Raw genomic sequence first — 23,829 nt, forward strand, 5'->3', positions numbered from 1 at the left:
GCGTGCTTCGATATTTTGTCTGGCGTATCGCCGTGATGGTTCCAACGCTGCTGGTCATATCGGCACTGGTGTTCACGATCATCGAACTTCCTCCAGGCGACTATTTCGACAGCTATGTTGCCGAGCTTCGGGCTCAAGGCGAAGCGGTGGATTCCGATCGCATCGAGATGATGCGCAAGGAATATGGTTTCGACAAGCCACCGGTCATTCGCTACTTCTACTGGGTCGGCGGGATGCTGCACGGCGATTTCGGCTATTCCTTCGAATATGAGCTGCCGGTTCGCGACGTCGTCGGGGACCGAATGTGGCTGACGGTGCTGGTTTCCTTCGTCACGATCATCTTTACCTGGCTCATCGCCTTTCCGATCGGCATGTACTCCGCCACGCATCAATACAGCTGGGGCGACTACGGCCTGACTTTCTTCGGCCTTCTCGGCCTTGCGATTCCGAACTTCATGCTGGCGCTGATCCTGATGTATTTCGCCAACATCTGGTTCGGCACGTCTATCGGCCATCTCATGGACCAGCAATATCTCGGCGAGCCGATGAGCTGGGCCAAGGCGAAATCGATCCTCGCCCATCTCTGGATTCCGGTCTTGATCATCGGCACCGGGGGCACGGCAAGCATGATCCGGCGGCTGCGCGCCAATCTGCTCGATGAGCTACATAAGCAATATGTCGTGACCGCGCACGCCAAAGGCCTTCATCCCTTCAGGGCGCTGGTCAAATATCCGCTGCGCATGGCGCTCAATTTCTTCATTTCAGATATCGGCTCTATCCTGCCGGCCATCATCTCCGGCGCCGAAATCACGGCAATCGTGCTGTCTTTGGAGACGACCGGGCCGATGCTGATCAAGGCGCTGCAAAGCCAGGACATGTATCTGGCAGGGTCGTTCCTGATGTTCCTCGCCTTCCTGACGGTCATCGGCGTCCTGATTTCCGACTTGGCGCTGGCGCTACTTGATCCGCGAATTCGTTTGCAAGGCGGCAGCACCAAATGAACACGCAATCGCCGCTGCCCGCTCCGGGCGCCCCGCTGCAACACTACGTTTCCATTGCGCCCTTTGACCTGGAGTCGGTCGAGGCGATGACGCCGGAGCAGTCGAAGGTCTTTCAGGCGTCGCAGCTGCGGCTGATGTGGTGGAAATTCCGTCGGCACCGGCTTGCCCTTGTATCCGGCATATTCCTGGCAGCGCTCTATTTCGGGATACTGATCTGCGAGTTCCTGGCGCCCTACGATCTGCACACGCGCAACATGGACTACATCTATTCGCCGCCGCAGCGAGTGCACCTGTTCCACAACGGCCAGTTCGTCGGGCCGTTCGTCTATGGCCGCCAGATGACGCTGGATATGGACACGCTCAAGCGGAACTACGTCGAGAAACAGGATGATGTTCAGCGGATCCGTTTCTTCTGCAAGGGCGACAGTTACCGGTTCTGGGGCCTTATCGAAGGTGACAGGCATTTTGTCTGCCCCGCCGAAAACGGCCAGCTCTTTCTGGCCGGCACTGACAGGCTGGGGCGCGATGTGCTCTCGCGCATCATCTATGGCGCACGCATTTCACTGACAATCGGCCTCGTCGGCATCAGTTTCAGCTTCCTGCTCGGCATTGTCATCGGCGGACTGGCCGGCTATCACGGCGGTATCTTCGACCTGATCGTCCAACGGATAATCGAAGTTCTGCAATCGATCCCCAGCATTCCGCTATGGCTGGCTCTGGCGGCGATCATGCCGATAACCTGGAGTCCGATCCTGATCTATTTCGGCATCACCGTCATCCTCGGGCTGCTCGACTGGACCGGACTGGCGCGGGCCGTGCGTTCAAAGCTTCTAGCCTTGCGCGAGGAGGATTACGTTCTGGCCGCGCAATTGATGGGCGCCAGAAGCAGCCGCATCATCGGGCGGCATCTCATTCCCGGCTTCATGTCGCATCTGATCGCGACGGCGACGATCTCCATACCCGGCATGATCCTGGGCGAGACGGCGCTGAGCTTCCTCGGGCTCGGCCTGAGGGCGCCGATAACCAGCTGGGGCATCCTGCTCACCGAGGCGCGCAGCGTCAGCGTGATCGCGTTCTATCCATGGCTGCTTTTGCCGATGCTCCCCGTCGTTCTCGTCATCTTGGCGTTCAACTTCCTCGGCGACGGGTTGCGGGACGCCGCGGACCCCTACAAGTGACAGCGCTATTCCGCCGCGCGCAGTGCCGCCGACTCCACCCGTATGATCCTTGTCGGCAACTGTTCGCTTGTTGCAGTGTTCATCGTCCGCCTCTACACGCGGCAAGACTCGATCGGGGCTTAACACGTCGGCCTCGGGTTTCAGCCGCGAAACGCTCTGGTCGGGGGCAGTTGATTTCGTGAACTGGTTCTGGACATACAATCGCACATGAGTCGCCTTGACAGTTTCATCCGGAGGATGACCGCACAGCGCGACATACTTGATCATGTCTGCGCCGAGGTGGCGAAGATGGAGGGGCCTGTGCTCGAGCTCGGCCTCGGCAATGGCCGGACGTTCCACCATCTGCGCGAGCGCCTGCCCGGACGCCGGATCGTAGCGTTCGACCGCGCACTTGCCGCACACGCCAGCTCAATTCCCGAAGCTGAAAACCTCGTGCTCGGCGAAATACGCGAGACGGCGAGCAGGTTCATTGGCATCGACGCCGCTCTTGTTCATGCCGACATCGGCACCGGCTATGAAGATTGCGATGCAGTGACCTCTACCTGGCTTCCCGATCTGACCGCGCGCCTGCTTCGCGTCGGCGGCATCGCGGTCAGCGGCACGCCGCTAGATCACCCGCAGTTGCAACGCCTCCCGCCGCCACCTTCGGTTCCCGCCGATCGTTATTTTATCTGTAGGCGCGTGTGAGGGGCCGGGACGAGCCAAATCTTCAGGGGCCAAGCCTTCAGGGGATCGTGTATACTGCTATCTCCCGGCCAATGCCGCGCAGCGAGACCTCGTGGGGCACGGGCGTCAGCGCGTTCCTGTGTAAGAGATCGGCGGTGAGATTGTCGTCGACCACCGCTCGAGTGGCGAAGATCGCCTGTGCGTTGGCAAGGTTCTGGACCCGCGAAGCAATGTTGACCGTCTGGCCGAAATAGTCCTGTCGCTCATTCATAGACACGGCGATGCAGGGGCCGGCATGGACTCCGATCTTGAGCAGCAGATCCTCGCGCCCGCTCTTGTCGTTGAGCGTACGCATGGCATCGCGCATCCTGAGGGCTGCAGCAATCGCACGATCAGGCGTCGCGAAGGTCGCCATCACCGCATCACCGATCGTCTTCACCACCGCGCCTGCCTCCGCCGTGACGATCTCGTGCAGAACCTGGAAATGCTCGCGCACGAGATCGAAGGCTGAAAGGTCGCCCACCCGCTCGTAAAGCTCGGTCGATCCGCGCAGGTCGGTGAACAGGAACGTCAGGCTGGTGATCTTCAGGCGCTGGTTGATGTCGAGTGTATCCGTGCGATAGAGATCGCGGAACGTCTGGTTGGTGAGCAGGCGCTTGGCGGTCAGGAAGGGCCGGCGTTTTCCCAGGAAATCATGCAATGCCTGGCCGGCGATGAAGACCGTCGGCAGCACGCGGGTGTCGGTCCGGTTTTCCAGCGAAATGCGCAACGGGCCGGGTTGCATCTCCAGCGTCTGGTTCTGGACATGGTCGCGGTCGAAGGCCAAAGAGAGGCTCCGGCGCTCCTTTGTTGGTTCGCCCTTCCCGTCGATGAACTGCGCTGAATGGGTGACCGGCTCGAAGACGATGATGAATTCGGACGGAAGCTGTATGGGCAGAACCGCCTTTTCACCGGGCGCAAGCTCGATATCCTCCAGCGAGAACGCTTCTAGCTTTTTCGCGAAATCCTCTTCCGGCAGATCGACGCCGGACGCCCAGTAGATTTGGCGGAAATATTCCGCCACCGGCAGTTCGTGTGGATTGTGGGCGGCAATCCTGCGCACGCGGGGACTGACGGTGAATGTCACCTCGACCATCTCGTCGAGGGTCGGTGAATAGCCCTCGGAGCACAGCGCGCAGGTGTATTCGTCCTTTTGCAGGGTTTTCAGCGTGGCGTTGGTGTCGAGCACGCCGCCACAGCCGGGGCACAGTACATTCCAGGAAATGTCGAAGATACCCACCCGCGCCGCATGGAGAAAGGCGCTTATTGCGCGCTCCTCGTCGAGGCCATGCTTGCTGGCGAAGGCTGGCGCATTGATGCGGCAAAGTTCGCGGTCCTCGCCCTCCGCGATGGTTCGCTTGATCGCGTCGATCGCCTGCGGATCGACATCGGCCGATTGTCGCAGAAGTGAGAACAGATCCTGAGCTTCGTTCATCGTGCAGGCTCCGGAAAATGCACCCCGAGGCGTTTTGACCGGACCGGTCTTTGGTCCGAGTGCTCCATCTTACTTCGAAACGGACCGTACGGCCATTCGAATGGATAAGCCTGGTGACCGTTCAATTTCCATTCGGCGGATTTTAACCGGCCGCAAGCAGCACTATGATGGTCCATGGAGCATTCATCTTTGGGATTTTCTCCCATGCCGACATCCGACAATCCGCCATTTCCCGCGGCCCTGCGCCTTTTTTCTGCGGTGGTCATCATCGTCCTGATCGTAGGCGCCGGCCTGTTTTTCATGCCTGCGCTGGTGAAACCGGGCTGGCCTTGGGCCGTCACGCCGTTCAATGCGCGCTTCCTCGGTGGCTTCTACACCGCCGATATGGTCGTGATGGCGGCACTGCTGGTCTGGAATCGCTGGTCGCCCGGCAGGCTCGTGCTCGTCATGGCCTTCATCTTCACCGTCATCGTGTCGGTGGCTTCGTTCATCAATCTCGGCTATTTCAACTTCGAGCGCAAAGCGCCCTGGCTGTGGTTTTTGTCTATCTTGCTTCGGTCGCGGTATCCGGGCTGTTCCTGTGGCGGGCCAGGGCCCGTCCTTCTGCAAAAGGCGTGACCTTAAATCCCGCATGGAGCGGCTACATGCCGGCGGAATCCGCGATCCTTGGGCTCTATGGCGTCGGCCTGTTGCTGTTTCCCCTGACATTCAGTGGCATCTGGCCATGGCCGATCGATGCCTTCCACGCTCAGGTCTACAGCGCCATCTTCCTCGCCGGTGCGGGCGGTATATATCTCGTCTGGAGAAGCGCGCCGCGCGAGGAACTGCTGGTGCTCGGGTTGGCGCAGTTTCTGGTTGGCCTGCTTGCCATCCTCGGCGTCGTCATCACCGACGCTGCGGTGCACCGGATCGACTGGACGGCGACCGGGACATTGTGCTGGCTCGCCCTTTTCGGCTGGATAGGCATCAGCGGCGTCTTCAAACTCTACGCCGCCTCCCGGAATTTTTAGCTCGCAATCGGCATCATAGGTCAGAGACGGCTGGATTTTCAGGTGGCGTCCGGTGCATCGTACCGGGCCGATTGCCTTCGCCGGGAACGCCATGACCAGCACGACCTCGCCACCCTCCGAGAAAATCCAGCCGCTGCTGCGGTCCGTCCGGCCAAGCGATGCGGAGGCGCTTTGCGCTATCTTCAACATGCCGGGCTTCCGCTGGGGCACGTTCAGGATGCCTTTCGAGATGGTGGAGCAGGTGGCGCGGCGCATTGCCAAGTCCGGCCAGGAAACCACCTGGATCGTTGCCGAGCTGGACGGCAAGGTCGTCGGCCATGGCAGCCTGGTCGTGCAGGGTTCACCGCGCCGTTCGCATATCGGCGAGATCAATGTTGGCCTTGACGATGCCTTTGTCGGCAAAGGTATCGGCTCTGCCATACTTGGCGCGCTGCTTGACGTGGCCGACAACTGGCGCGCCCTGAAGCGGGTCGAATTGACCGTCTATGCCGACAACGAACCGGCCCTCCGTCTCTACAAGAGCCACGGCTTTGAGATCGAAGGCCGGCATGTGAAGGCCGGCTTTACCGACGGGCAGTACCACGACCTCCTGAGCATGGCCCGGCTGCGGTTCTAAGATCCGCTGTTTGGCGTTAGCTGTTTAGCCAGTCTGACAATTCGTGCGGAGCGAACAGGTGATTGCTCATGGAGAGCTGCGTAGGATACGGCCATTTCGTCTCACGCCATCTTAATCGAGTTGACGATCTATGTGTGGGCCGGCCGCATCCAGCAAGTCTGGTCTCGCTTGGCGTTTGCACCGCAAGCGGCTAGACGGGACCAATGACCGCCGTCTTTGACCCAAGCCCTACCCCTCCGGTGGAAATTCTGGCTGTGCTGTCGCTGCTCTGCCCGGAGGTCGTGCGCGACATCGAGCAGAACTGGAATGCACCGGTTTCCGACTACGCCCGCCATCTTTGGCGGCCGGTGGCAAGGCCTGCATCGGGCCCGGCGATCGCTGCCCGCTCGATCCTGCGCGAAGTCCTGCATCAGCGCCTCGGTAGGATCATGCAGCCTGACGAGATCGGCAAAGCCCTCGACGAGTTCGAGCACAGACCGGTGATTCAGTCCGGCCTGCACTGCCTGCTTCTGATGGACCGGATCACCTTCGATGCCCTCCTGCTTGCCTGGCTCGGCGCGGTCGAAAACGGGCTGTCGGCCTTCGTCGGCTTCATGGGAACGACAATGACCATGGAGACAGTTGGCCGGGAGGGGCCGGGATGGCTCGACGTCGGCGACGACAAGATCAACCTGTTTGGCATGGGGCGCCACAAACTGTGCCGCAAAAGCGCCTGCGTGGCCGGTCCCGTCTCCCTCAACAAGCGCGCGCTCGAAGCGGTGGGCGACGAAACGGATGCCAGCCGCTGGCTGGGCACACTGCTTGCCAGCCAGGACAAGGTGTTTGAAACCGCCGCCGATGCGCTGACTGCCCTGAACCAGGATCTGGTCGCCAATTGGGATCGTGCCGGCATGGCCCTGCCGGTTTTCATCGATGATCGGGCCGCCGCGGCTGCCATGGCGCGGCATCTGGAATATGACGGCAGCCTTCTTTCCAGGCTGCTCATTGAACCCGCAAGACGCCAGCGTCTCGAACATGCCTGGCAAGAGGCCGCATCGAGCCCATTTGGCAGATTCCTGCCCAATGCCACGGACTATTTCTGGGGAATCCGCGAGGAGCGCGTGCGCAAGCTCGTTCTCGAGAACGGGCACCTGATCGAGCCTGACAGGCCGCAAGGTCTTTCCATCCCGTTCGAGCGGCCACATCTCAGGCGGGCGCTGCTGGAAGGCGTGCTGCTGCCGAACTTGTTCCTGACGTTCCTCGTCCTTGCCATATTGCCGCGCGTGCGGGTCGTGGGCGGCCTGAGACAGATTGGCTACGTAGCGCTTTTCCACTCGATCCTTCTGGCCGTGCTGGACGAAAACGCGCCGGAAGAGCGCGATCTGGCCGCGGAGCTGCAGGTTCGGGAAAATGCCTGGGGCATGCGGGTCATCGATGAAAAGATCTCAGTCCGCGAGCAGCTTGCCGGCCTGCCGGAAGTGGCGCTCTTCCCAAACCTGCTCCGGCAATACCGATTGCGGACATTTGCCGAGACGACCGACGACCTGAAACTGGTTCGCGAAAACGCCAGATGGCGCAAGATCGGCCAGGCAGAGATCAAGCCGACCTGAGACTAGTGCGCAACCGCAAGCGACGGCGATCTATCGGGGAGCCTCTAGCGTCTGATCCGGCCGCATAGGCCTCACCTGTCATTGCACCGCACCGCCCCTTGCGGAGCCCATCCACCACGTGTTCGAAATCGACCGGTTCTTGTAGGGCAAGACTTTGCTACGGTATTCCAACGAATAGTCGGGATTGACGCGAAGCACCTCCTGCCATGCCGCGCGGGCTTCGGCGAAACGGCCCAGATGGCCGTAGCTGCGGGCCGGAAGCGCGCGAGACGTCGGTGACAGCGTTGCGAGTCAGCCCGTTGCATCAAGAGGTCAACGGCCTCTCATCTTCATGATAGCAGGAAGACGGAGGGTAAGAGGGAACTTTCGCAGACGACGGCCACGCAGCCGCCCGAATGGGCAGCGCTCTGCCACCGGACCCACACGGATCGCTCGCTGCCGCTTGCCCGTCGACGACTATCGGTGCATCCTTGTGAATAGTCTGGCCGTGAAGTGCGGGCGAGATCACGCCGTCACGGCCACTAGTGAGGTCTTGTTCGATGGACTGCTCGGGCTGCGGTTTCGAGATTGAGGGCGGTTACGCCTTCTGTCCGAGGTGTGGCAGGCGCCAGCCCGTGCCATGCGCCAGTTGCGGCTACACCTGCGCACCTGATTTCGAGTTCTGTCCGAAATGTGGGGCAAGCGTCGGTGCGCCCGCAAAAGCCGTCGAACGGCCTGCTCCGGCACCAAGCCGGACCATTGTGCCGCCTTCTCGAACTCCGTCGCTGCTTCCGAACATCGAAAGCGAAGAAGGGCTGCATCCCGTCTCTGACGCCGATCGCCGGACGGTAACGGTCCTGTTCGCCGACCTTTGCGGCTTTACGACACTCAGCGAGCAGCTCGACCCCGAGGTCATGCAAGCGCTGCAGAACAAACTGTTCAAGGAATTGACGGCGGCCGTGCGAAACTTTGGTGGTTTCGTCGACAAATTCATCGGCGATGCACTGCTCGCTTTGTTCGGTGCGCCGGTCGCGCATGAGGACGATCCGGAACGTGCGCTTCGCGCCGCTCTCGACATGATCGCCCGGACGGCGCGGCTCGGCGAAAGCACCCCCCACTCCGGCTCGCCTCTGTTACTCCACATCGGCATAAACACTGGTCCGGTCGTTACTGGCGGATTGGGCATCGGCACCGCCAGATCCTATTCCGTGACCGGCGACACAGTGAATACGGCGCAACGCCTGCAATCGCTGGCCGCACCGGGTGAGGTGCTGGTAGGCGAGCTCACTCACAGGCTGACCCGGCATGCCTTCTCTTACGAGTCGCTGGGTGATGTCGTGTTTCGCGGCAAGGCTGGCAGCGTGCTCGTTCATCGACTGGACGCACCGCTAGCGGTGCCGCGTGCAGCGCGCGGGCTCGAGGCGCTCGGCCTCAGTGCGCCGCTAATAGGTCGTGGTGCGGAGCTCAATAGAATGATGGCGAGCCTTGACCAGGCGTGCGGCGGCTCGGCCCAACTTGTCCGCCTCGTCGGAGAAGCCGGCATCGGGAAATCGCGGCTGGTGAAGGAGTTCGTCGCCCGCGTCGGCGACGAGGAGCGTTTTCGCAACGTTGCCGTGCGGCAGGCCACGTGCTCACCGCTGGGTGAACAATCTTTTGGCGCCTTGGGCGCAGTGGTGCGCAGCGCTGCCGGGATGATGCAAAACGACAATGGGGACGAAATGCGGGGGAAGCTCGCAGGCTTGCTTGCCGATCTCGGCCTGCAGGGCGAGGAGGCGAAGCGGCTGATGCCTTTGCTCTACCATGTGCTTGGCCTTGGCGACCCCGATGCCACCTTGCAGCATGTCGAGCCCGAGCAGCTGCGGCGGCAAATTCTCTACGCAGTCCGCACAATCATCGAACGGCGGCTTGCGTTGTCGCCGCTATTGATTGTCGTCGAAGACCTGCACTGGGCCGACGCCGTGTCGCTCGAGGCACTACGTTTCGTGATGGACAGGTTGGAACGCACGCGGTTGATGTTGCTGGTCACGCATCGTCCGGCGCCGGACAACGACCAGCTCGACTCAAGTCGGGTCAGTCACACAGCGCTCAGGCTTCCGCCACTCAACAATGATGACGGACGCAGCCTGCTGGCAGCGCTTTTCGGCGAGAGCTGGGTAAGCTCCGCGGGAGGGCTTCTCGACCAGATCCTCGAGCGCGCGGGCGGCAACCCCCTTTTTGTGGAGGAAATCGTTCGCGGCCTTATCGATCGCGGTGTACTGATGCGAGAGGGCCAGCGATGGCGGACTGTGGCAGGCGAAGTCGCAACCGGCATCCCCGCCACTATCCAGGCAATGTTGCTTGCCCGCGTCGACCGGCTGCCCCAAGAGGTGCGCCGGTTGGCCCAGGAGGCCGCGGTAATCGGCCCGCGCTTCGATGCCACACTTCTGAAAACCGTGACAGCCGACCCCGGCCGGCTCGAAGCCGGCTGCGAACTGCTTTGCGATGCGGAAATCATCGAGGAAGTTGCCGGATCAGGCTCGGTCTCGTCTCAAATCTACCGCTTTACGCAAACATTGCTGCAGGACGTGATCTACCAGAATCTGCTCCTGCAACGCCGGACCGAAATCCACGGGCGGATCGGTGCTGCCTTGGAGCAACTGTGCGGCGACGAGCCGGAACGGCTCGAGGATTTGACCGTGCTCGGTCATCATTTTGCACAGAGCGCCGAGCGGGAGAAGGGCGCGCATTACCTGCAGGCGGCAGGCGATCGCGCTCGCATGATATATGCCAACGACGACGCCCTTCGTTTCTACGAGCGAGCACTGGCTGCGTTGGGCGCGATCGGGCAAACACCGCTCAAACTGGCAATTGCAGAGCGCATTGCCGATTTGAGCGGCCCGGCAGGCCGCCGCGAGATCGCGCACCACCACTACGAGACGGTGTTGCAGGCATACCGCGAGTCGGCCAATCGCGTCGCCTCGGCGCGAGTTTTGCGTAAGATCGGTCGGCTACTCTGGGATGTCGGCAAGCGGGACAAGGCAGAACCCCGCTATGCTGAGGCGGCAGCGCTCCTCGATGGAGCGGATGCCCCGATCGAGCAGGCGCATCTGTGGCAAGAACGTGGCCGACAGGCGTTCCGTAGCGGAGATCACGCTCTCGCGGCAAAATGGGCAGACGCGGCGCTGGATTGCGTAGGCACACTGACAACGGAGCATGTCTCCGAGGTAAGGTGTGATGCCACTCTTGTGACCGCCGAGGCACTCAATACCAAGGCTGTCGCGCTGGCTCGCCTTGGGCGAAACCGTGAGGCCGTGCGTCAGGTTGAGCGTAGCATTGAATTGGCCGAAGCCGCCGGTCTGCTGGGCGCGGCCTGCCGCGGCTACACCAATCTCGGCGTGCTTTACACGACCATCGATCCCGCAAAGGCGATGGAGGTCTGTCGGCGCGGTCTTGAAGTGGCGCGCCGTATTGGTGATTTGGGTTTCCAGGCGCGCCTCCTCGCCAATCTGGCGGTCGCTTGTTGTACTTTCACGGATCGCTGTCCAACGGAGGGCGTGCCTGCTGCCGAGAAGGCCATCGAGATCGACCGGGCGCTCGACCAGCGCGAGCACCTGCCGGTGCCGTTGATCGTGCTTGGGCAGATCCACCAGTGCAACGGCCGTCCGGACCTGGCGGTTGGGTTGTTCCACGAAGCACTGGACGTAGCTCGCGAAACGGGCGAACCCCAACTGCTGTTTCCGTGTTATGATGGTCTCGCAACGCTTAATCTCGACCTCGACAATCTGGCCGAGGCCGAACGCTACTTTTCCCTGGCGCAGGGTATATGCGCCCAGCACGGGCTCGACCCGGAAGCGCTTGTGGTGCTGCCTTTTCTCGACTAGCCGGGGTTGGAGGTTGGAAATGTCCGCGCGTAGTGACTTGGTGCCGCTTCAACCGGGCGACCGTGCGCCAAACGTGGTACTCGACGCCATTACCCAGGAAGGCAAGATCGCGCTTGACGATTTTCGCGGCCAAAAACCGGTGCTGGTCGGCCTGTTTCGAGGTCTGCATTGCGCGTTTTGCCGGCGCCATATCGCCGCCCAGGCGCGGCTTGATCCGGAGCTGCGCGAAAAGGGGGTGGAGAGCCTGACGGTGGTCAACACGCCGATCGAACGGGCGCGTCTCTATTTCCGCTACCATCCGATGCCGAATCTGCTTGCGGCCTCCGATCCTGAACGCGCTTCACATCGTGCTTTTGGACTGCCCAATCTCGAATTCACCCAAAACGAGACGAACTGGCCGTACAAGGTCTCGATGGCAGCGGCAAAGGATATGCGGGTCGACATACCAGGCGAGTTGCCCGGTCCTATGGATCCTCTTGCGGCCAGCGAAATCCTCAACAAGAGGGACCACTACGAGCTGACCGAAGCCGACGAGCAGATGCTAGCAACGGGACACGGACAATTGGTCGGTCAGTTCCTGCTGGACCGGCAGGGGATCGTCCGCTGGAGCTTCACGGAGGTTCCAGAGGGTGGGCGATACATGTTTGGGGCGCCAAGCCCGCAGGAGCTGATGTCAGCCGTATCCCAAGTCGCCCAATAGACTTGCGAACGAGGTAAGCGGGCGGGACACCGAATAAAAAGCGGAACCAATTTGTTACAAATCTACTGACAAGTTCACCGTTCATGCGAGCACGGCCTCGACTTTGCCAACAAAATCATCGAGCGAGTGATCTCCGCGAATCTCGATGCGCGGAAGGTCGATGGGATCGCAATCGAGGTCCGCCGGCCCGTGTCTGCCGCCGAAGCCGATTCGATAGCCGCACTCCTTGGCCAGCCTGCCAAGCCGTCGGTCGGTGACAGAGAAGGGTGCCGCGAACGCCGTGGTTGGCCGACCGGTCCATCGTTCGATGAACATACGAGAGCGCAGGAGCTCGGCGGCCAAGTCAGAGCTCGACAGACCATCGATCGCGCGATGCGTCGCCAGATGGCTTCCGAAGAACGCACCTTCGCCGGCGAGGCGTCGCACCGTCCCGGCGTCCATAAGCTGCGTCGGCGGGCCGCTGTAGGCGTCCCATTGTGCACTTTCACCCACCAAGTCCGTCACCAGGAACACTTCCGCGGTCAGGTCGTTCGTGCGCAAGGCCGGCCAGGCATGGTCGGCAAAGTTCTGGAAGCCGTCATCGAACGTGATGAGCACTGGGCGGCCAACGAAAGGCTGACGGTTGACGATGAACCATTCCAGCTGCTCGGACCTAATCGCGTGAAAGCCATTGGCGCGCAGCCATGCCATTTGGCTGGCGAATGCGGCGGGCGCGAGCCGAAAACGGGCGAGCGCGGCCGGACCTTCATCGGCGACGCTGTGATACATGAGGACGGGGATACGCTGCCGCCGCTCGCTATGTGCCACGTCGCGGCGCAAGGCCCGCGCCCCGCCCCAGACGATATTTCGCGCGACCCCGATTTCAACGGGTGCGCGGATTGGCACATGATCTACCATTGGTTCCGTCGCCACGTCGCCTGGTGACAGGCGGCGGAAGCGGTCTATGCGGTAGAGCTCGGTCTGGATCGATTGCTCGAGGACGAGGCCGTCGGTCGCTGCCAGCGTTTCTGAGATCGCTTGTGCACCGAATGTGTTCCAGTCGAAGCCCGTCCTTCCAACATTGTCTCGTAGCACGAATGCGTGTGCGCTGATGAAACTGCCGCCAGGCGCCAACGCCTCAATGAGTTTTTTGGCGATGCGCCGCACATCGGCGAGATCATCCAGGTAGTAGAGCACTTCCGAACACACGATCAGATCCATTTCGCCCGGCAGCGTGTCCGCAGAGAAATCCAGTAAGCCGAACTCAACATTCGGCTGATCGCTGCATCGCGCGCGCGCCCGTCCGACGGCTACGGCGGAGATGTCAGTTGCGGTCAAATGGCCCACGCGCGGCGCCAGCTGCCGCGTGAAGTGGCCCTCCGCGCAGGCCAGCTCAAGCGCCCGTCCGATGGGACCGGCAGGCAGAATTTCGAGCTGCCGCTCATATTTTTCCTGCTCATAGGGCGAACCGTAGTTCCAGGGATCCTCGGTCGCGAAATGGCGATTCCAGAAAGATGTGCGATCATTGTCGCGCCCATCCGCGGCCCGTGCACGGCGCGGCGCTGTAAAAGGCTCTTTAGTTTCGGCGCTCGACCGAACCAGCGCCTGCGCGTCCGCGGCCAATCCCGCGAGTTTGCCGAAATGGCTGTCCCGATCAGACCGGCGTCCCGCCATGGACAACAATGCCTCGGCTGCAAACATGTTTGACTTGTCGGCACCGGCGCCCTTTTGCGGTGCATCTACAGGCGATCGCCTCGCAAGTCGCGCGGCACTGTGCATAGGCCGCTCAGGGGGCACGAAATTCAGGATCAATTCAATCCAATGACGCCTTGTCACTCTCCCGAGTACGCCGAACTGCACGAGAGCCTCGATCTGGCCATCCATCATCAGATGGGCATAGATTTGATCGATTCCTTCCGGCACTTCGATCGAGGCCGGATTTCGCGCGTCGACACGAATTCCAAGTGTCCGCGCCAGCCTGCGCGGCGCGGCAAGATCGTCGACATCGAGCAGCATTTGCTCAAAGTGATACTGCACGCGGCGAGCCGCGTCGGGATTATTCCAGACCTTGCCGAGTTCGATGATCAACTCGGTGAGGGAGCCGCCGAACCTGTCCCACCTGGCAGCCAATTGCGCTGGCACCGACAGGCTTCCTACCATAAGGCCATCGACGGCCACCTTGGCGATCTCACGCGCCCACTTACGTCCTGCCGGGAGCGTGCGCAGGGACTGCGGGTTGATCGAGCGCGAGCCGCAGCCGCAATCCGATGCGGCGTTCCACAACGCGAACCACGCGAGTGCTTCTGAAGCGGTGTGGCCATTCGCGTCGGTCGCTCCATTGGCGTGAGCCGATGCCGGGTGTTTGACCCTGGGATCGGCGGAAAAGCCGCGGGCGATCACGATTTCCGCATCTGCCAGCATCTGCGTCGAATTGCGGCTGAGCGAGTTGGGGCTGACCCGATAAAAAGCGAGCGGCTCGTCGACCATCACCCAATGTTTGCCTAGACGTGCGAGGCGCTGCCACAGATCCCAGTCCTCGCAGGTGCGCAGCGACACATCGAAGCCGCCCAACTCGGCAATTGTCTTCCGGTCGACGAGCAGCGCGTGAGTGCGGATCGCGCACCGGCGCGCGAATGTTTCGAAGGGCTGGATCGCAACCTCCGTCGCGATGCTCGACTGGGTGAGTTCGCCATCGGGCATCACGCGCCGGGAACCGCAATAGGCGGCGACCGCATCGGGCGCGGCTTCAAGTGCGGCCAGCATTTTCGCAAGGAAGCTGGCATCCACCCAATCGTCCGCATCCAGAAACATGAGCCAGTGGCCGCGCGCTGTCGACATCCCGATATTGCGCGCGCCGGCGGCGCTATACGCGCAAGAGCTCAACGTCCGAAACCGGGCATCGTGCTCCACATAACCGGCGATGATCGCGGGGGTGCGGTCCGTGGAGGCGTCGTCGACGATGATCGCCTCCCAATCCACTATTTCCTGATCGAGAAGGCAATCGAGTGCGCGCGCCAGCGTTACCTCCGCGTTGTGCGCAGGAACCACGATTGAAACCAAGGGATTATGCGCCACGCCGTGTAACCCGCGCGTTGGTTCGAAGGTAGAACAAGAGTCCCGAAACATATCCGGCGATTTCCTGCCAAAGGAAACGGTCCTCAGGGACGCTGCGTCCAAACAGTCTCCTGCGAACTCTTCCGAGCCGCCGCGACGCCGCCATTTGGCTGCAGAGCGAGCTTGCTCCTGTCGTGCTACCGAAGTTGGAAGCCTGGCACAGCATTCGCATCCGTGCCGCCGAGCTTGGGCGCCAGCTGTCGCAGATGCACGTCAAAGCCAAGCATGCCGCATACTCATGTCGATCCCCGGAGTCGGCGCCATGACCACAGGCGGCGGTCCCGGGCACCGTATGAGTGCAATAGCTATGGCAACCTGACGTCTTTTGCAATTGGGGGCGCAACAAATGCCGCCCACTGAAGCTTTGGTGTGAATGACTGCAGTTATTGGGACTGTCGCTCCCCTCCTATCGACCGAAACGCCTCGATTCCGAGGTGCATTCTCGAACAGCCATTCTCCGTGCGAAAGAAGACCTTCCTTCTACCGTTGGGCCCGCATCGGAAGCTGATCGTCGCAGTATACAGTCGGGTGCGAGACGGTACGTGGACCGCCAGACCAGCTACTTTAGACACTTCTAATGAGTCTGCGCTACTTAATTGCGCTCCAGTAGCTATAGCCTGACATTGTATTACTCATTTCGATAGTAGATTGCGTCCAATGATCGATTAGATTAGCCGGTTACGGCTGCTATCACAAAGAGATGCGAGAGCGACATCAATCGGAACTCGTGCATTTGCTGCTAGTCCAAGAGATGTAAAAGGGAGGCACGAATTGGCTTAAGCCAAGAAGATTCTGGCTTGCGAGCCGGGTATTTTGCTGGCATGCTTGCTGGTTTCTGAGTGGTGCACTGTGGCAATTGTTCAAAGAAGGGGGCATAAAGATGGCCAAGGAATCTTCGAATACCGCTTCTTCAGCAAATAAAGCGGACGCAAATCTGATAAGTAATGCAGACGGAAGCGGGCTGACCTTCATGGCGGGCCAGGCTCGCGAGAGCGGGGCCCCCGGCGACGCTGTAGGTGTCGACAAGATACGTGATCTGCTGTTCGGCAACCAGATGCAGGACTATGACCGCCGCTTTTCCAAGCTTGAAGAACGGGTCTTGCAGCGCTTCAAGGATGTCGAATCCGAGGCCAAGCGCAATCTTGAAATGTACGAGTCAAATGCAAAGAAGCAGGTCGACTCGCTTGCGGCGCAATTGCGGAACGAAAAAGACGCGCGAGCCGACGCCGATAAGGAGATTGATCGGAATCTTCGCGAGCAAAATCAGGCGCTCGAAAAGCAGGTGCGCGCGTTGTCGGATCAGTTGAGCGAGCTTGAGCGGGAAGTTGCGGACCGGATAAATCGAAACGATCATTTGCTGCGTGAGGAAATCAAGCAAAAGAATGAAAGCATTCAGATGCTGATGGAGAAAATGTTTTCCGATCTTGGCAATGTTAAGACCGACCGAAATCTTTTGGCTGGCCTGTTTGTCGAGGTTGCAAAATGTCTAAATCAGGATCCCGTCGGCAGCAAGAACAACTCGGAGCGTACCTGGAAAGTGAGTTGATCGGAACTTGACGTCGACTGTCGACCCAATCAGCCTCCCTCAAAGAGCAGCTTCGAACGATACAGAGATTGATCGCGAGGCTCTGGCTCGCCTTTTGATCGAAATTGCCCGGAACGTTGATCCGGACTATCGTGCGCGTCTCGACGGAATCCCAACCGCCGACCCTCGCATGGCAACGCTGCGCCAGTTGCTGGTCGGCCGCGAAATTTCGGAGCTTTCACGAGTTACGCACCTGCTCGACGAACCCGAGCAGCTTGCGGCTGCAGTGGGGAGCGTTCTCCCCCGTGCAGCCGCACGTGCGCCTCATGCGCAACTCGGAGAGGCCCTTGCGCCAGCTGTCGAGAGGGCCGTGCAACGGTCCATCCAGAAGAGCCCGCGTACGCTGACGGATATATTGTACCCGGTGTTTCTGCCGGCTATTCGCAAGTCGATCGGCGAAAAGATCGACCAGACCTTTCAATCGCTGAATGAAACTTTAAGACATATATTTACCTGGCATGGGCTCAAGTGGAGACTTGAAGCTTGGAGGACAGGAGCAAGCTTCTCAGAAGTTGTTCTTAAGCATTCTCTTGTCTATCGTGTGGAACATGTGTTTCTCATCAACCGCAATTCCGGGCTTTTGATAGCGCATGTAACTGCCGATAATGCAACTAGCGAAGACCCTCAACTCATTTCTTCTATGCTTAGTGCAATTCAAGATTTTGTAAAAGACTCATTTAACGAGAAAGAACAGAGTGGCCTGGACACTATTCGTTTCGGAGAGCTTCGTCTCTGGTCGGAAGTTGGACCGTTTGCGACCTTGGTTGCGGTGATCCGGGGAAATCCGCCGGAGGAATTACATGAAATAATTCGCGATGTATTGCTTCGCATCCATGATGAATGCTCACAGGCTCTAGAGCAGTTTGACGGCGACAGTTCGCAGTTGGCCGGCGTAGAGACGCAGTTGCAGACCTGCGTTGAACTGAAGCAGGAGGAATCAAACCAGGGATTTCCGTGGCTGGTAGTCGCTGCAGTCCTGCTGGTTTTGATTCCGGCAGGCGGTTGGTTCTTTCTTTCTTGGCAATCCGGGCAGCGCTGGCAGGCCTATGTGTCGCGACTGGGGACCCAGCCGGGCATCATCGTTGCCGAACAAAAGGTGCGCGATGGCCAATTCTATATTGCCGGCCTGAGAGACCCGCTTGCCGCCGACCCGCAGGCTCTGTTGGCCGGAACGCAGGTCGATCCCGCCCGCGTTCATTCGCAGTGGCAATTCTATCAGAGTCTTGATCCGGAGTTCGTGTTGAAGCGGCTAACGGCGTCGCTGGTTCCGCCGGATTCAGTACGACTTTCGATCGTCAATGATCGCATCGTTGCCGAGGGTGAGGCTCCCGACACCTGGATAGATCGGGCGCGCGCAGCGGCCCAACAACTTTCGGCAGGCGGACCGGAATTCGATATCTCCAGGGTTCGTGATGTGAGCCCCGAAGCACGCGCGGCGGAGCGCTGGCAGGCCTATGTGTCGCGACTGGAGGCCCAACCGGGAATCATCGTCGCCCAACAAACGGCGAGGGGCGGACATTTCTATATTTCCGGCCTGAGAGACCCGGAGGCCGCCGACCCGAAGGCTCTGCTGTCCGGAACAGGGGTCGATCCTGCTCGCGTTCATTCACAGTGGCAATTCTATCANGCCGACCCGAAGGCTCTGCTGTCCGGAACAGGGGTCGATCCTGCTCGCGTTCATTCACAGTGGCAATTCTATCAGAGCCTTGATCCGAAGTTCGTCCTGAAGCGGCTGGTGGTGTCGCTGACCCCGCCGAAATCGGTTCGGCTTTCGATCGTCAATGATCGCATCGTTGCCGAGGGTGAGGCTCCCGACACCTGGATAGATCTCGCACGCGCAGCGGCCCGACAGCTTTCGGCAGGCGGACCGGAATTCGACATCTCCAGGGTTCGTGATGTGAGCCCCGAAGCACGCGCGGCGGAGCACTGGCAGACTTATGTGTCGCGACTGGAGGCCCAAGCGGGAATCATCGTCGCCCAACAAACGGCGAGGGGCGGACATTTCTATATTTCCGGCCTGAGAGACCCGCAGGCCGCCGACCCGAAGGCTCTGCTGTCCGGAACAGGGGTCGATCCTGCTCGCGTTCATTCACAGTGGCAATTCTATCANGCCGACCCGAAGGCTCTGCTGTCCGGAACAGGGGTCGATCCTGCTCGCGTTCATTCACAGTGGCAATTCTATCAAAGCCTTGATCCGAAGTTCGTGGTGAAGCGGCTGATGGCGTCGCTGACTCCGCCGGATTCAGTACGGCTTTCGATCATCAAGGATCGCATCGTTGCCCAGGGTGAAGCTCCTGCCGCCTGGATAGATCGGGCGCGGGTCGCCGCCCAACAGCTGTCCGCGGACGGACTCTCTCTAGAAATCTCCGAGCTGCGTGAGTTGACCCCTCCGCAACTCACTCATTTGAGGGAGGCTATTCAAGCGGTCGACATTTTGTTCGATTCTGGCAAGGCTGTACCGGGACCAGAGCAACTGCCGGTTCTCGACAAATTGGCGAATCAGTTGAAGGAATTGGCCAAGGCCGCCCGCAAGGCAGGCGTAACAGCACAGTTCATGTTGACCGGCCATTCGGACGAGACGGGCCGTGAAACGGCCAAGTTGTCGATCAGCGCCGCGCGCGCGGAAACAGTTCGTGCGCTTCTCAAGAAGCGCGGCGTCGATCCGGAGTTGCTCTTGGTTCGCGGCGCGGGCACCTTTGAGCCAGCGGAGATTGAAAATAGCCGAACCGGGAACTCCGCCAACCGCAGAGTTTCGGTTACGGTAAACTTCCACTAGGCGGAGCCCAGGATATTGCAAAAGAAGATCTGCATGTTGGGCGGGTTCGCTGTCGGAAAGACCAGTCTGGTTCGCAGGTTTGTGCAAAGCATCTTTTCAGAAACCTACTTGACCACGGTGGGAGTGAAAATCGACAAGAAGAGCGTCGCATTCCCGGACAAAACCGTGGATCTGATTTTGTGGGATTTGGCCGGCGAAGACGATATCGGCTCATTCCGCGTCAGCTATGTGCGAGGTGCGAGTGGGCTCGTGCTTGTCGTCGATGGAACACGCGCTGCTACTCTTGCCGTGGCGCTCACGTTGCGCGAGCGGGCCGAGGCTGAATTCGGCGCTATGCCGTTTGTATTGCTGTTCAACAAATCCGATCTGGCCGATCGGTGGGCAATATCGGATAGTGAAATTGACGAACTGAGGCAACTTGGATGGCAAGTCTATCTAACAAGTGCGCTTTCGGGTGAGCATGTTGATGATGCGTTTCGTCAACTTGCTTCGATGGTCAGCAAATAAACCATGCACGTCTTGCCAAGAGAAGTTAAAAGCTGGATTTACGATTTCTTCTACAACGAGCGCTCGGTCGCATATCTGAAAATCGACGCCCAGCTTTGCATAGCTGCGAAGGGCGGTAACGTTAAACATTACGGACTCTCGTCAGTTCGCATAGGTAAGCCTGTTGCCGAGCAGCTTGAATTCATGGAAGGTTTGTTGCCCTGCCCGGAGCTTCCATATGATATGGCCATGGTCGAACTTCCCAGCGGGCGTGTCGCGGACCTCCATCTTTTTGCTGACAATGCCTGCGTGTGGCTGCTCTTTCTTGACGCCAATGCCGAACGCGACAATAGGCAGCGGCTTCAACAGAAGGCTTATGAAATGACGCTCCTGCAAGAGAGGGAGCGTCAACTCAACGAGAAATTACAATCGATGAACGAGGCGTTGAGGGCGAGCCAAGAGGGATTGTCGCGTGAATACCAGCGCGCCGAAGCCCTGCTCCTCAACATTCTTCCGGCGTCTATCGCGGAGCGGCTAAAAGCGCACGAAGAAATTGCAGACAACTACGCAGAGGTGAGTGTGCTTTTTGCCGACATCGTCGGTTTTACGGAAAGAGCGCGGAACGTCGGAGCCGTGACGACGCTCGCTATTTTAAATTACTTCTTCAAAGCGGCGGATCTGCTCTCGGAGCGATACGGCTGCGAAAAGATCAAGACAATCGGCGATTGTGTGATGGTGGTCGCTGGCCTGCCCGCCGCGCGATCCGATCATGCGGAAGCCCTTGCGCACTATGCGCTTGAACTGCGGAAGGCGGTTAAGCTCGAACGCTTCGCAGGAGAACCGATAAGACTCAGAATTGGAATTCACTCAGGACCAATCGTGGCGGGCGTCATAGGCAAAAGGCGGTTTGCCTATGACCTATGGGGCGACACCGTTAATCTCGCCGCACGTATCCAAACGTCCGCGGAGCCCGATGAAATCCGTATTTCGGATGCAACTCATCAACTGCTTGGACCAAATTTTGCTTGCGACCCGCTCGAGGAAACGGAATTGCGTGGTACAGGTCGTGTGCGAATGTGGCGGCTCCCGGCCTGATTTGCCGCATGGCAGTGCCGACCCGGAAGCGCATTGCATCTCAAGCAACATCATGGTTTCGAATGTCCGCAGCGGTGCGCGAAGCAGTTGACCACCGAGCGACCGCCAAAGGTCTGTCCTGGTCAACTCAGGAAATCAGTTCCTGAGATTTAACGTCGATGCCCAGTTCATAGAACTGGCCGGAGGCCTGGGCCGAGGTCGGAATGCCCTGCCCCCGCGGCTAAATAAACACCGCCAAGTACCCGGCGCAACGGTCTGGCTCGGAACGATGACGTCTTGCACCGCAACATCGGTTTCTTCAAGGTAGGGCAACAACGGACATAGATGTCGTTGCTCGCCGATCTGACCGGAAGGTTAACAGCACGATGCCACTCATGACTCGACGATTGGGAGCCAGGAACCTGGCGCGCCCGGCACGGCGTCTCGGAGACCTGACTGCGATGTTTGCCCTGATTGCCAGGCCGCTCGTCTTTGGGATCGCCCTTTTGTTGGCTGGTCAGGCGCAGGCGCAGGCGCCGGCGACCGTCCCGCCTGAAAGGGTCAAACAGTTGTTCGAGCTTCTCGACGATCCGTCAGTGAAGGCCTGGGTGGCCGAACAGCGAAATCAGGACGCCGGGTCAACGGGAGCGCCCGCCGAGAGAGGGGCTTCGCCGACCGACGCATCGTCCGGCGCCGTGGCCGCACCAGGCCAGATGAATACGATGGCATCCTCGACGCTCGATGGAATCAGGCATCATATCGAAAGAATCGTGCGAACTTTGCCCTTGCTGCCAGGCCAGTTCGCGCGCGTTCGGGCAGAGACGATGGAGGATATGTCCAGCAAGGGGCCTGCCGGCGTATTTGTGCTGATTGCAATGTTCATCGCTGCCGGCCTGGCACTCACTTGGGCAACGTTCAAGCTCACCCGTCCATTTCGTCTTTGGATTATCGCGCAACCGAAGGATACGCCCGTTGGGCGAGCCAAGAAGATTGGTGGCCGCCTGCTTTATTCCAGCATGCTGATAGTCTCTTTCGCACTGGGCAGCGCCGGCGCGTTCATGTTGTTCGACTGGCCGATGCTTATCCGCGAGATTGTACTGACATTTCTGATGGCGGCAGTCGTTACATGGGGTGTGCGCATGTACGTCATGGCGATGCTCGTCCCTTCCTTCATGAACGTCGAGAACGCCGTCGAGGTTCGTGCTTTGCCGATCACCAACGAAGCGGCTGACCATTGGTCCTATTGGCTACCCCGGATCGTCGGCGTCTTCGCCTTCTTCGGCGCCGCGTTTATCCTCTTGCCAGGTCTCGGCATCGATCAGGACGGAATGATGGTCCTGTCACTGGGCGCCGATTTCGTGCTGCTGTTGCTCCTGCTGCTCGCCATTTGGCGTCGGCCAAGAACGCAGCGAGACGGTGCGCGCCACATCGGTCACACGGAAGCGACATGGCTATTGACTGCTTATTTCGTCGTCCTGTTCCTGCAGCGTATCGCCGGCCTTTATACATACTTCTGGTTCACCTTCGCCGCATTCTTCCTGCCTTTGGCAATCGTGGTGACGCAGCGCGGGGTTAATTTCGTTCTGCGGCCAGGTTCGGAAGATGTCGGCCGGCCCACGATCCCGGCGGTGACGATCGCTGTCATCGATCGCGGAATCCGAATGATTTTCATCCTGGCGGCGGCTTACCTTCTCGCACGTGTCTGGGGTCTGGACATGCAATCCATGCGGGACAGCGATACGACGACGACGTTCATATTGCGCGGCTTGATCAATGTCGTGGTCATTGCCCTCGCCGCCGACTTCGGCTGGTCGATCATCAAAGCTTTGATCGAACGAAAGCTGGGCATCGAAACACCGCACCCTGTGATCAGCGACGAGGACGTCCCGATCCTCGATCCGCAGCAGGCGCGGCTGCACACGCTCTTGCCGATCCTCCAGAATATTCTGCTCGCATCGATCATCGTGATGGCGGTGCTTATGATGCTCGCCTCGCTGGGTATCCAGATCGGCCCATTGATCGCCGGCGCTGGCGTCGTCGGCGTCGCCGTGGGCTTTGGGGCACAAACCATTGTCAAGGACGTCATTTCAGGCGTGTTTTTTCTGCTCGATGATGCGTTCCGTGTTGGCGAATACATTTCATCGGGCAATTACAAGGGTACTGTGGAAAGCTTTTCGCTGCGCTCGGTGAAGCTGCGCCACCATCGTGGTCCGCTGTTCACGATACCTTTCGGTGAACTCGGGGCAGTCCAGAACCAGAGCCGTGACTGGGTTATCGACAAATTCAACATCACCGTTGGTTATGACACTGATATCGACTTCGCTCGCAAGCTGATCAAGCGGATCGGCCTCGAACTGGCGGAAGATCCCGAGTTCAAACACTGGGTGCTCGACCCGATCAAGATGCAGGGCGTACAGGAGTTCGGCGAATACGGCATCGTATTGAGGGTCAAGGCCACAACCAAGCCGGGAGGCGCCTTCGGTATGAAACGCAAATTCTATGTACGCCTCCGCCAGGTCTTCAAGGAGCAGGGAATCGAACTCCCATTTCCGACCGTCCAGGTCCAGGGGCTACAGAACCAACATGGGGCAGAGAATGCACCGTTGGAGATCACGCCCGAGTTGAAAATGGCCGTCGCGCAGTCGCACACTATTCGGCGCAGAAAAAAAGCTAGCACAACGGAATAGAAAAGCTGCGACACCTGCTGGTCACAGTGCGGCTTTCCGCGCATCGCCCATGGCA

At 59.7% G+C, this 23,829-nt stretch carries 16 protein-coding genes and 2 pseudogenes; 15 read left to right on the forward strand and 3 right to left on the reverse strand.

What is annotated here, in order from left to right:
- The first annotated feature begins 2 nt into the window (after positions 1–2).
- The 3 genes from X773_RS50295 (at position 3) to X773_RS50305 (ending at position 2,866) form a co-directional block, all read left to right on the forward strand.
- Positions 3–1,001, forward strand: coding sequence for an ABC transporter permease (locus tag X773_RS50295; RefSeq protein WP_023675966.1), 999 nt, complete (start codon positions 3–5; stop codon positions 999–1,001).
- Positions 998–2,179 (forward strand): ABC transporter permease, encoded by a 1,182-nt coding sequence (locus tag X773_RS50300; protein ID WP_031211575.1) that lies wholly within the window; start codon positions 998–1,000, stop codon positions 2,177–2,179. Before X773_RS50295 ends, X773_RS50300 begins: the two co-directional genes overlap by 4 nt.
- Positions 2,180–2,386: 207 nt before the next feature.
- Positions 2,387–2,866 carry a class I SAM-dependent methyltransferase gene (locus X773_RS50305; RefSeq protein WP_023675968.1) on the forward strand — a complete coding sequence of 160 codons (480 nt, stop codon included), beginning with the start codon at positions 2,387–2,389 and terminating at the stop codon, positions 2,864–2,866.
- Between the two features lie 37 nt (positions 2,867–2,903).
- On the opposite strand, the gene X773_RS50310 is transcribed toward X773_RS50305, so the two are convergent.
- Positions 2,904–4,319: an adenylate/guanylate cyclase domain-containing protein gene (locus X773_RS50310; protein ID WP_023675969.1), complete on the reverse strand. Its 1,416-nt coding sequence runs from the start codon at positions 4,317–4,319 to the stop codon at positions 2,904–2,906.
- Between the two features lie 204 nt (positions 4,320–4,523).
- On the opposite strand from X773_RS50310, the gene X773_RS78035 reads away from it, so the two are divergent.
- The 4 genes from X773_RS78035 (at position 4,524) to X773_RS50325 (ending at position 7,534) form a co-directional block, all read left to right on the forward strand.
- Complete coding sequence (locus tag X773_RS78035; RefSeq protein WP_023675970.1) at positions 4,524–4,937, forward strand: hypothetical protein; 414 nt, start codon at positions 4,524–4,526, stop codon at positions 4,935–4,937.
- 26 nt (positions 4,938–4,963) lie between these two features.
- Entirely contained in the window at positions 4,964–5,329 is a 366-nt protein-coding gene (locus X773_RS78040; RefSeq protein ID WP_023675971.1) for a hypothetical protein, read from the forward strand.
- 91 nt (positions 5,330–5,420) lie between these two features.
- Positions 5,421–5,945, forward strand: a complete 525-nt coding sequence (locus tag X773_RS50320) for a GNAT family N-acetyltransferase (RefSeq protein WP_023675972.1) — start codon at positions 5,421–5,423, stop codon at positions 5,943–5,945.
- Between the two features lie 203 nt (positions 5,946–6,148).
- Positions 6,149–7,534: a hypothetical protein gene (locus tag X773_RS50325; RefSeq protein WP_023675973.1), complete on the forward strand. Its 1,386-nt coding sequence runs from the start codon at positions 6,149–6,151 to the stop codon at positions 7,532–7,534.
- A 97-nt stretch (positions 7,535–7,631) separates the two neighbouring features.
- Here X773_RS50325 and X773_RS79270 read toward each other — a convergent pair.
- Positions 7,632–7,857, reverse strand: a pseudogene (locus X773_RS79270) (tetratricopeptide repeat protein); the annotation flags it as partial.
- 216 nt (positions 7,858–8,073) lie between these two features.
- On the opposite strand from X773_RS79270, the gene X773_RS50330 reads away from it, so the two are divergent.
- Entirely contained in the window at positions 8,074–11,373 is a 3,300-nt protein-coding gene (locus X773_RS50330) for an adenylate/guanylate cyclase domain-containing protein (RefSeq protein ID WP_023675974.1), read from the forward strand.
- Between the two features lie 19 nt (positions 11,374–11,392).
- Positions 11,393–12,073, forward strand: a complete 681-nt coding sequence (locus X773_RS50335; protein WP_023675975.1) for a redoxin domain-containing protein — start codon at positions 11,393–11,395, stop codon at positions 12,071–12,073.
- 81 nt (positions 12,074–12,154) lie between these two features.
- On the opposite strand, the gene X773_RS50340 is transcribed toward X773_RS50335, so the two are convergent.
- Positions 12,155–15,178, reverse strand: coding sequence for a trifunctional glycosyltransferase/class I SAM-dependent methyltransferase/polysaccharide deacetylase (locus X773_RS50340; protein ID WP_245274666.1), 3,024 nt, complete (start codon positions 15,176–15,178; stop codon positions 12,155–12,157).
- A 110-nt stretch (positions 15,179–15,288) separates the two neighbouring features.
- On the opposite strand from X773_RS50340, the pseudogene X773_RS76315 reads away from it, so the two are divergent.
- The 6 genes and pseudogenes from X773_RS76315 to X773_RS50365 all read left to right on the forward strand — a co-directional run.
- Positions 15,289–15,434: pseudogene (locus X773_RS76315) on the forward strand (IS110 family transposase); the annotation flags it as partial.
- 612 nt (positions 15,435–16,046) lie between these two features.
- Positions 16,047–16,712: a hypothetical protein gene (locus X773_RS50345; RefSeq protein WP_031211579.1), complete on the forward strand. Its 666-nt coding sequence runs from the start codon at positions 16,047–16,049 to the stop codon at positions 16,710–16,712.
- Between the two features lie 94 nt (positions 16,713–16,806).
- Complete coding sequence (locus X773_RS50350) at positions 16,807–19,527, forward strand: OmpA family protein (protein WP_245274667.1); 2,721 nt, start codon at positions 16,807–16,809, stop codon at positions 19,525–19,527.
- A 15-nt stretch (positions 19,528–19,542) separates the two neighbouring features.
- On the forward strand, positions 19,543–20,034 hold the full coding sequence (locus X773_RS50355) for a Rab family GTPase (RefSeq protein ID WP_245274668.1): 492 nt from the start codon (positions 19,543–19,545) through the stop codon (positions 20,032–20,034).
- 3 nt (positions 20,035–20,037) lie between these two features.
- Positions 20,038–21,108 carry an adenylate/guanylate cyclase domain-containing protein gene (locus X773_RS50360; RefSeq protein ID WP_023675981.1) on the forward strand — a complete coding sequence of 357 codons (1,071 nt, stop codon included), beginning with the start codon at positions 20,038–20,040 and terminating at the stop codon, positions 21,106–21,108.
- A 440-nt stretch (positions 21,109–21,548) separates the two neighbouring features.
- Positions 21,549–23,774 carry a mechanosensitive ion channel family protein gene (locus X773_RS50365; RefSeq protein ID WP_023675982.1) on the forward strand — a complete coding sequence of 742 codons (2,226 nt, stop codon included), beginning with the start codon at positions 21,549–21,551 and terminating at the stop codon, positions 23,772–23,774.
- Positions 23,775–23,829 lie beyond the last annotated feature (55 nt).

The sequence above is a fragment of the Mesorhizobium sp. LSJC280B00 genome, from assembly GCF_000502835.1.
Classification (GTDB): domain Bacteria; phylum Pseudomonadota; class Alphaproteobacteria; order Rhizobiales; family Rhizobiaceae; genus Mesorhizobium.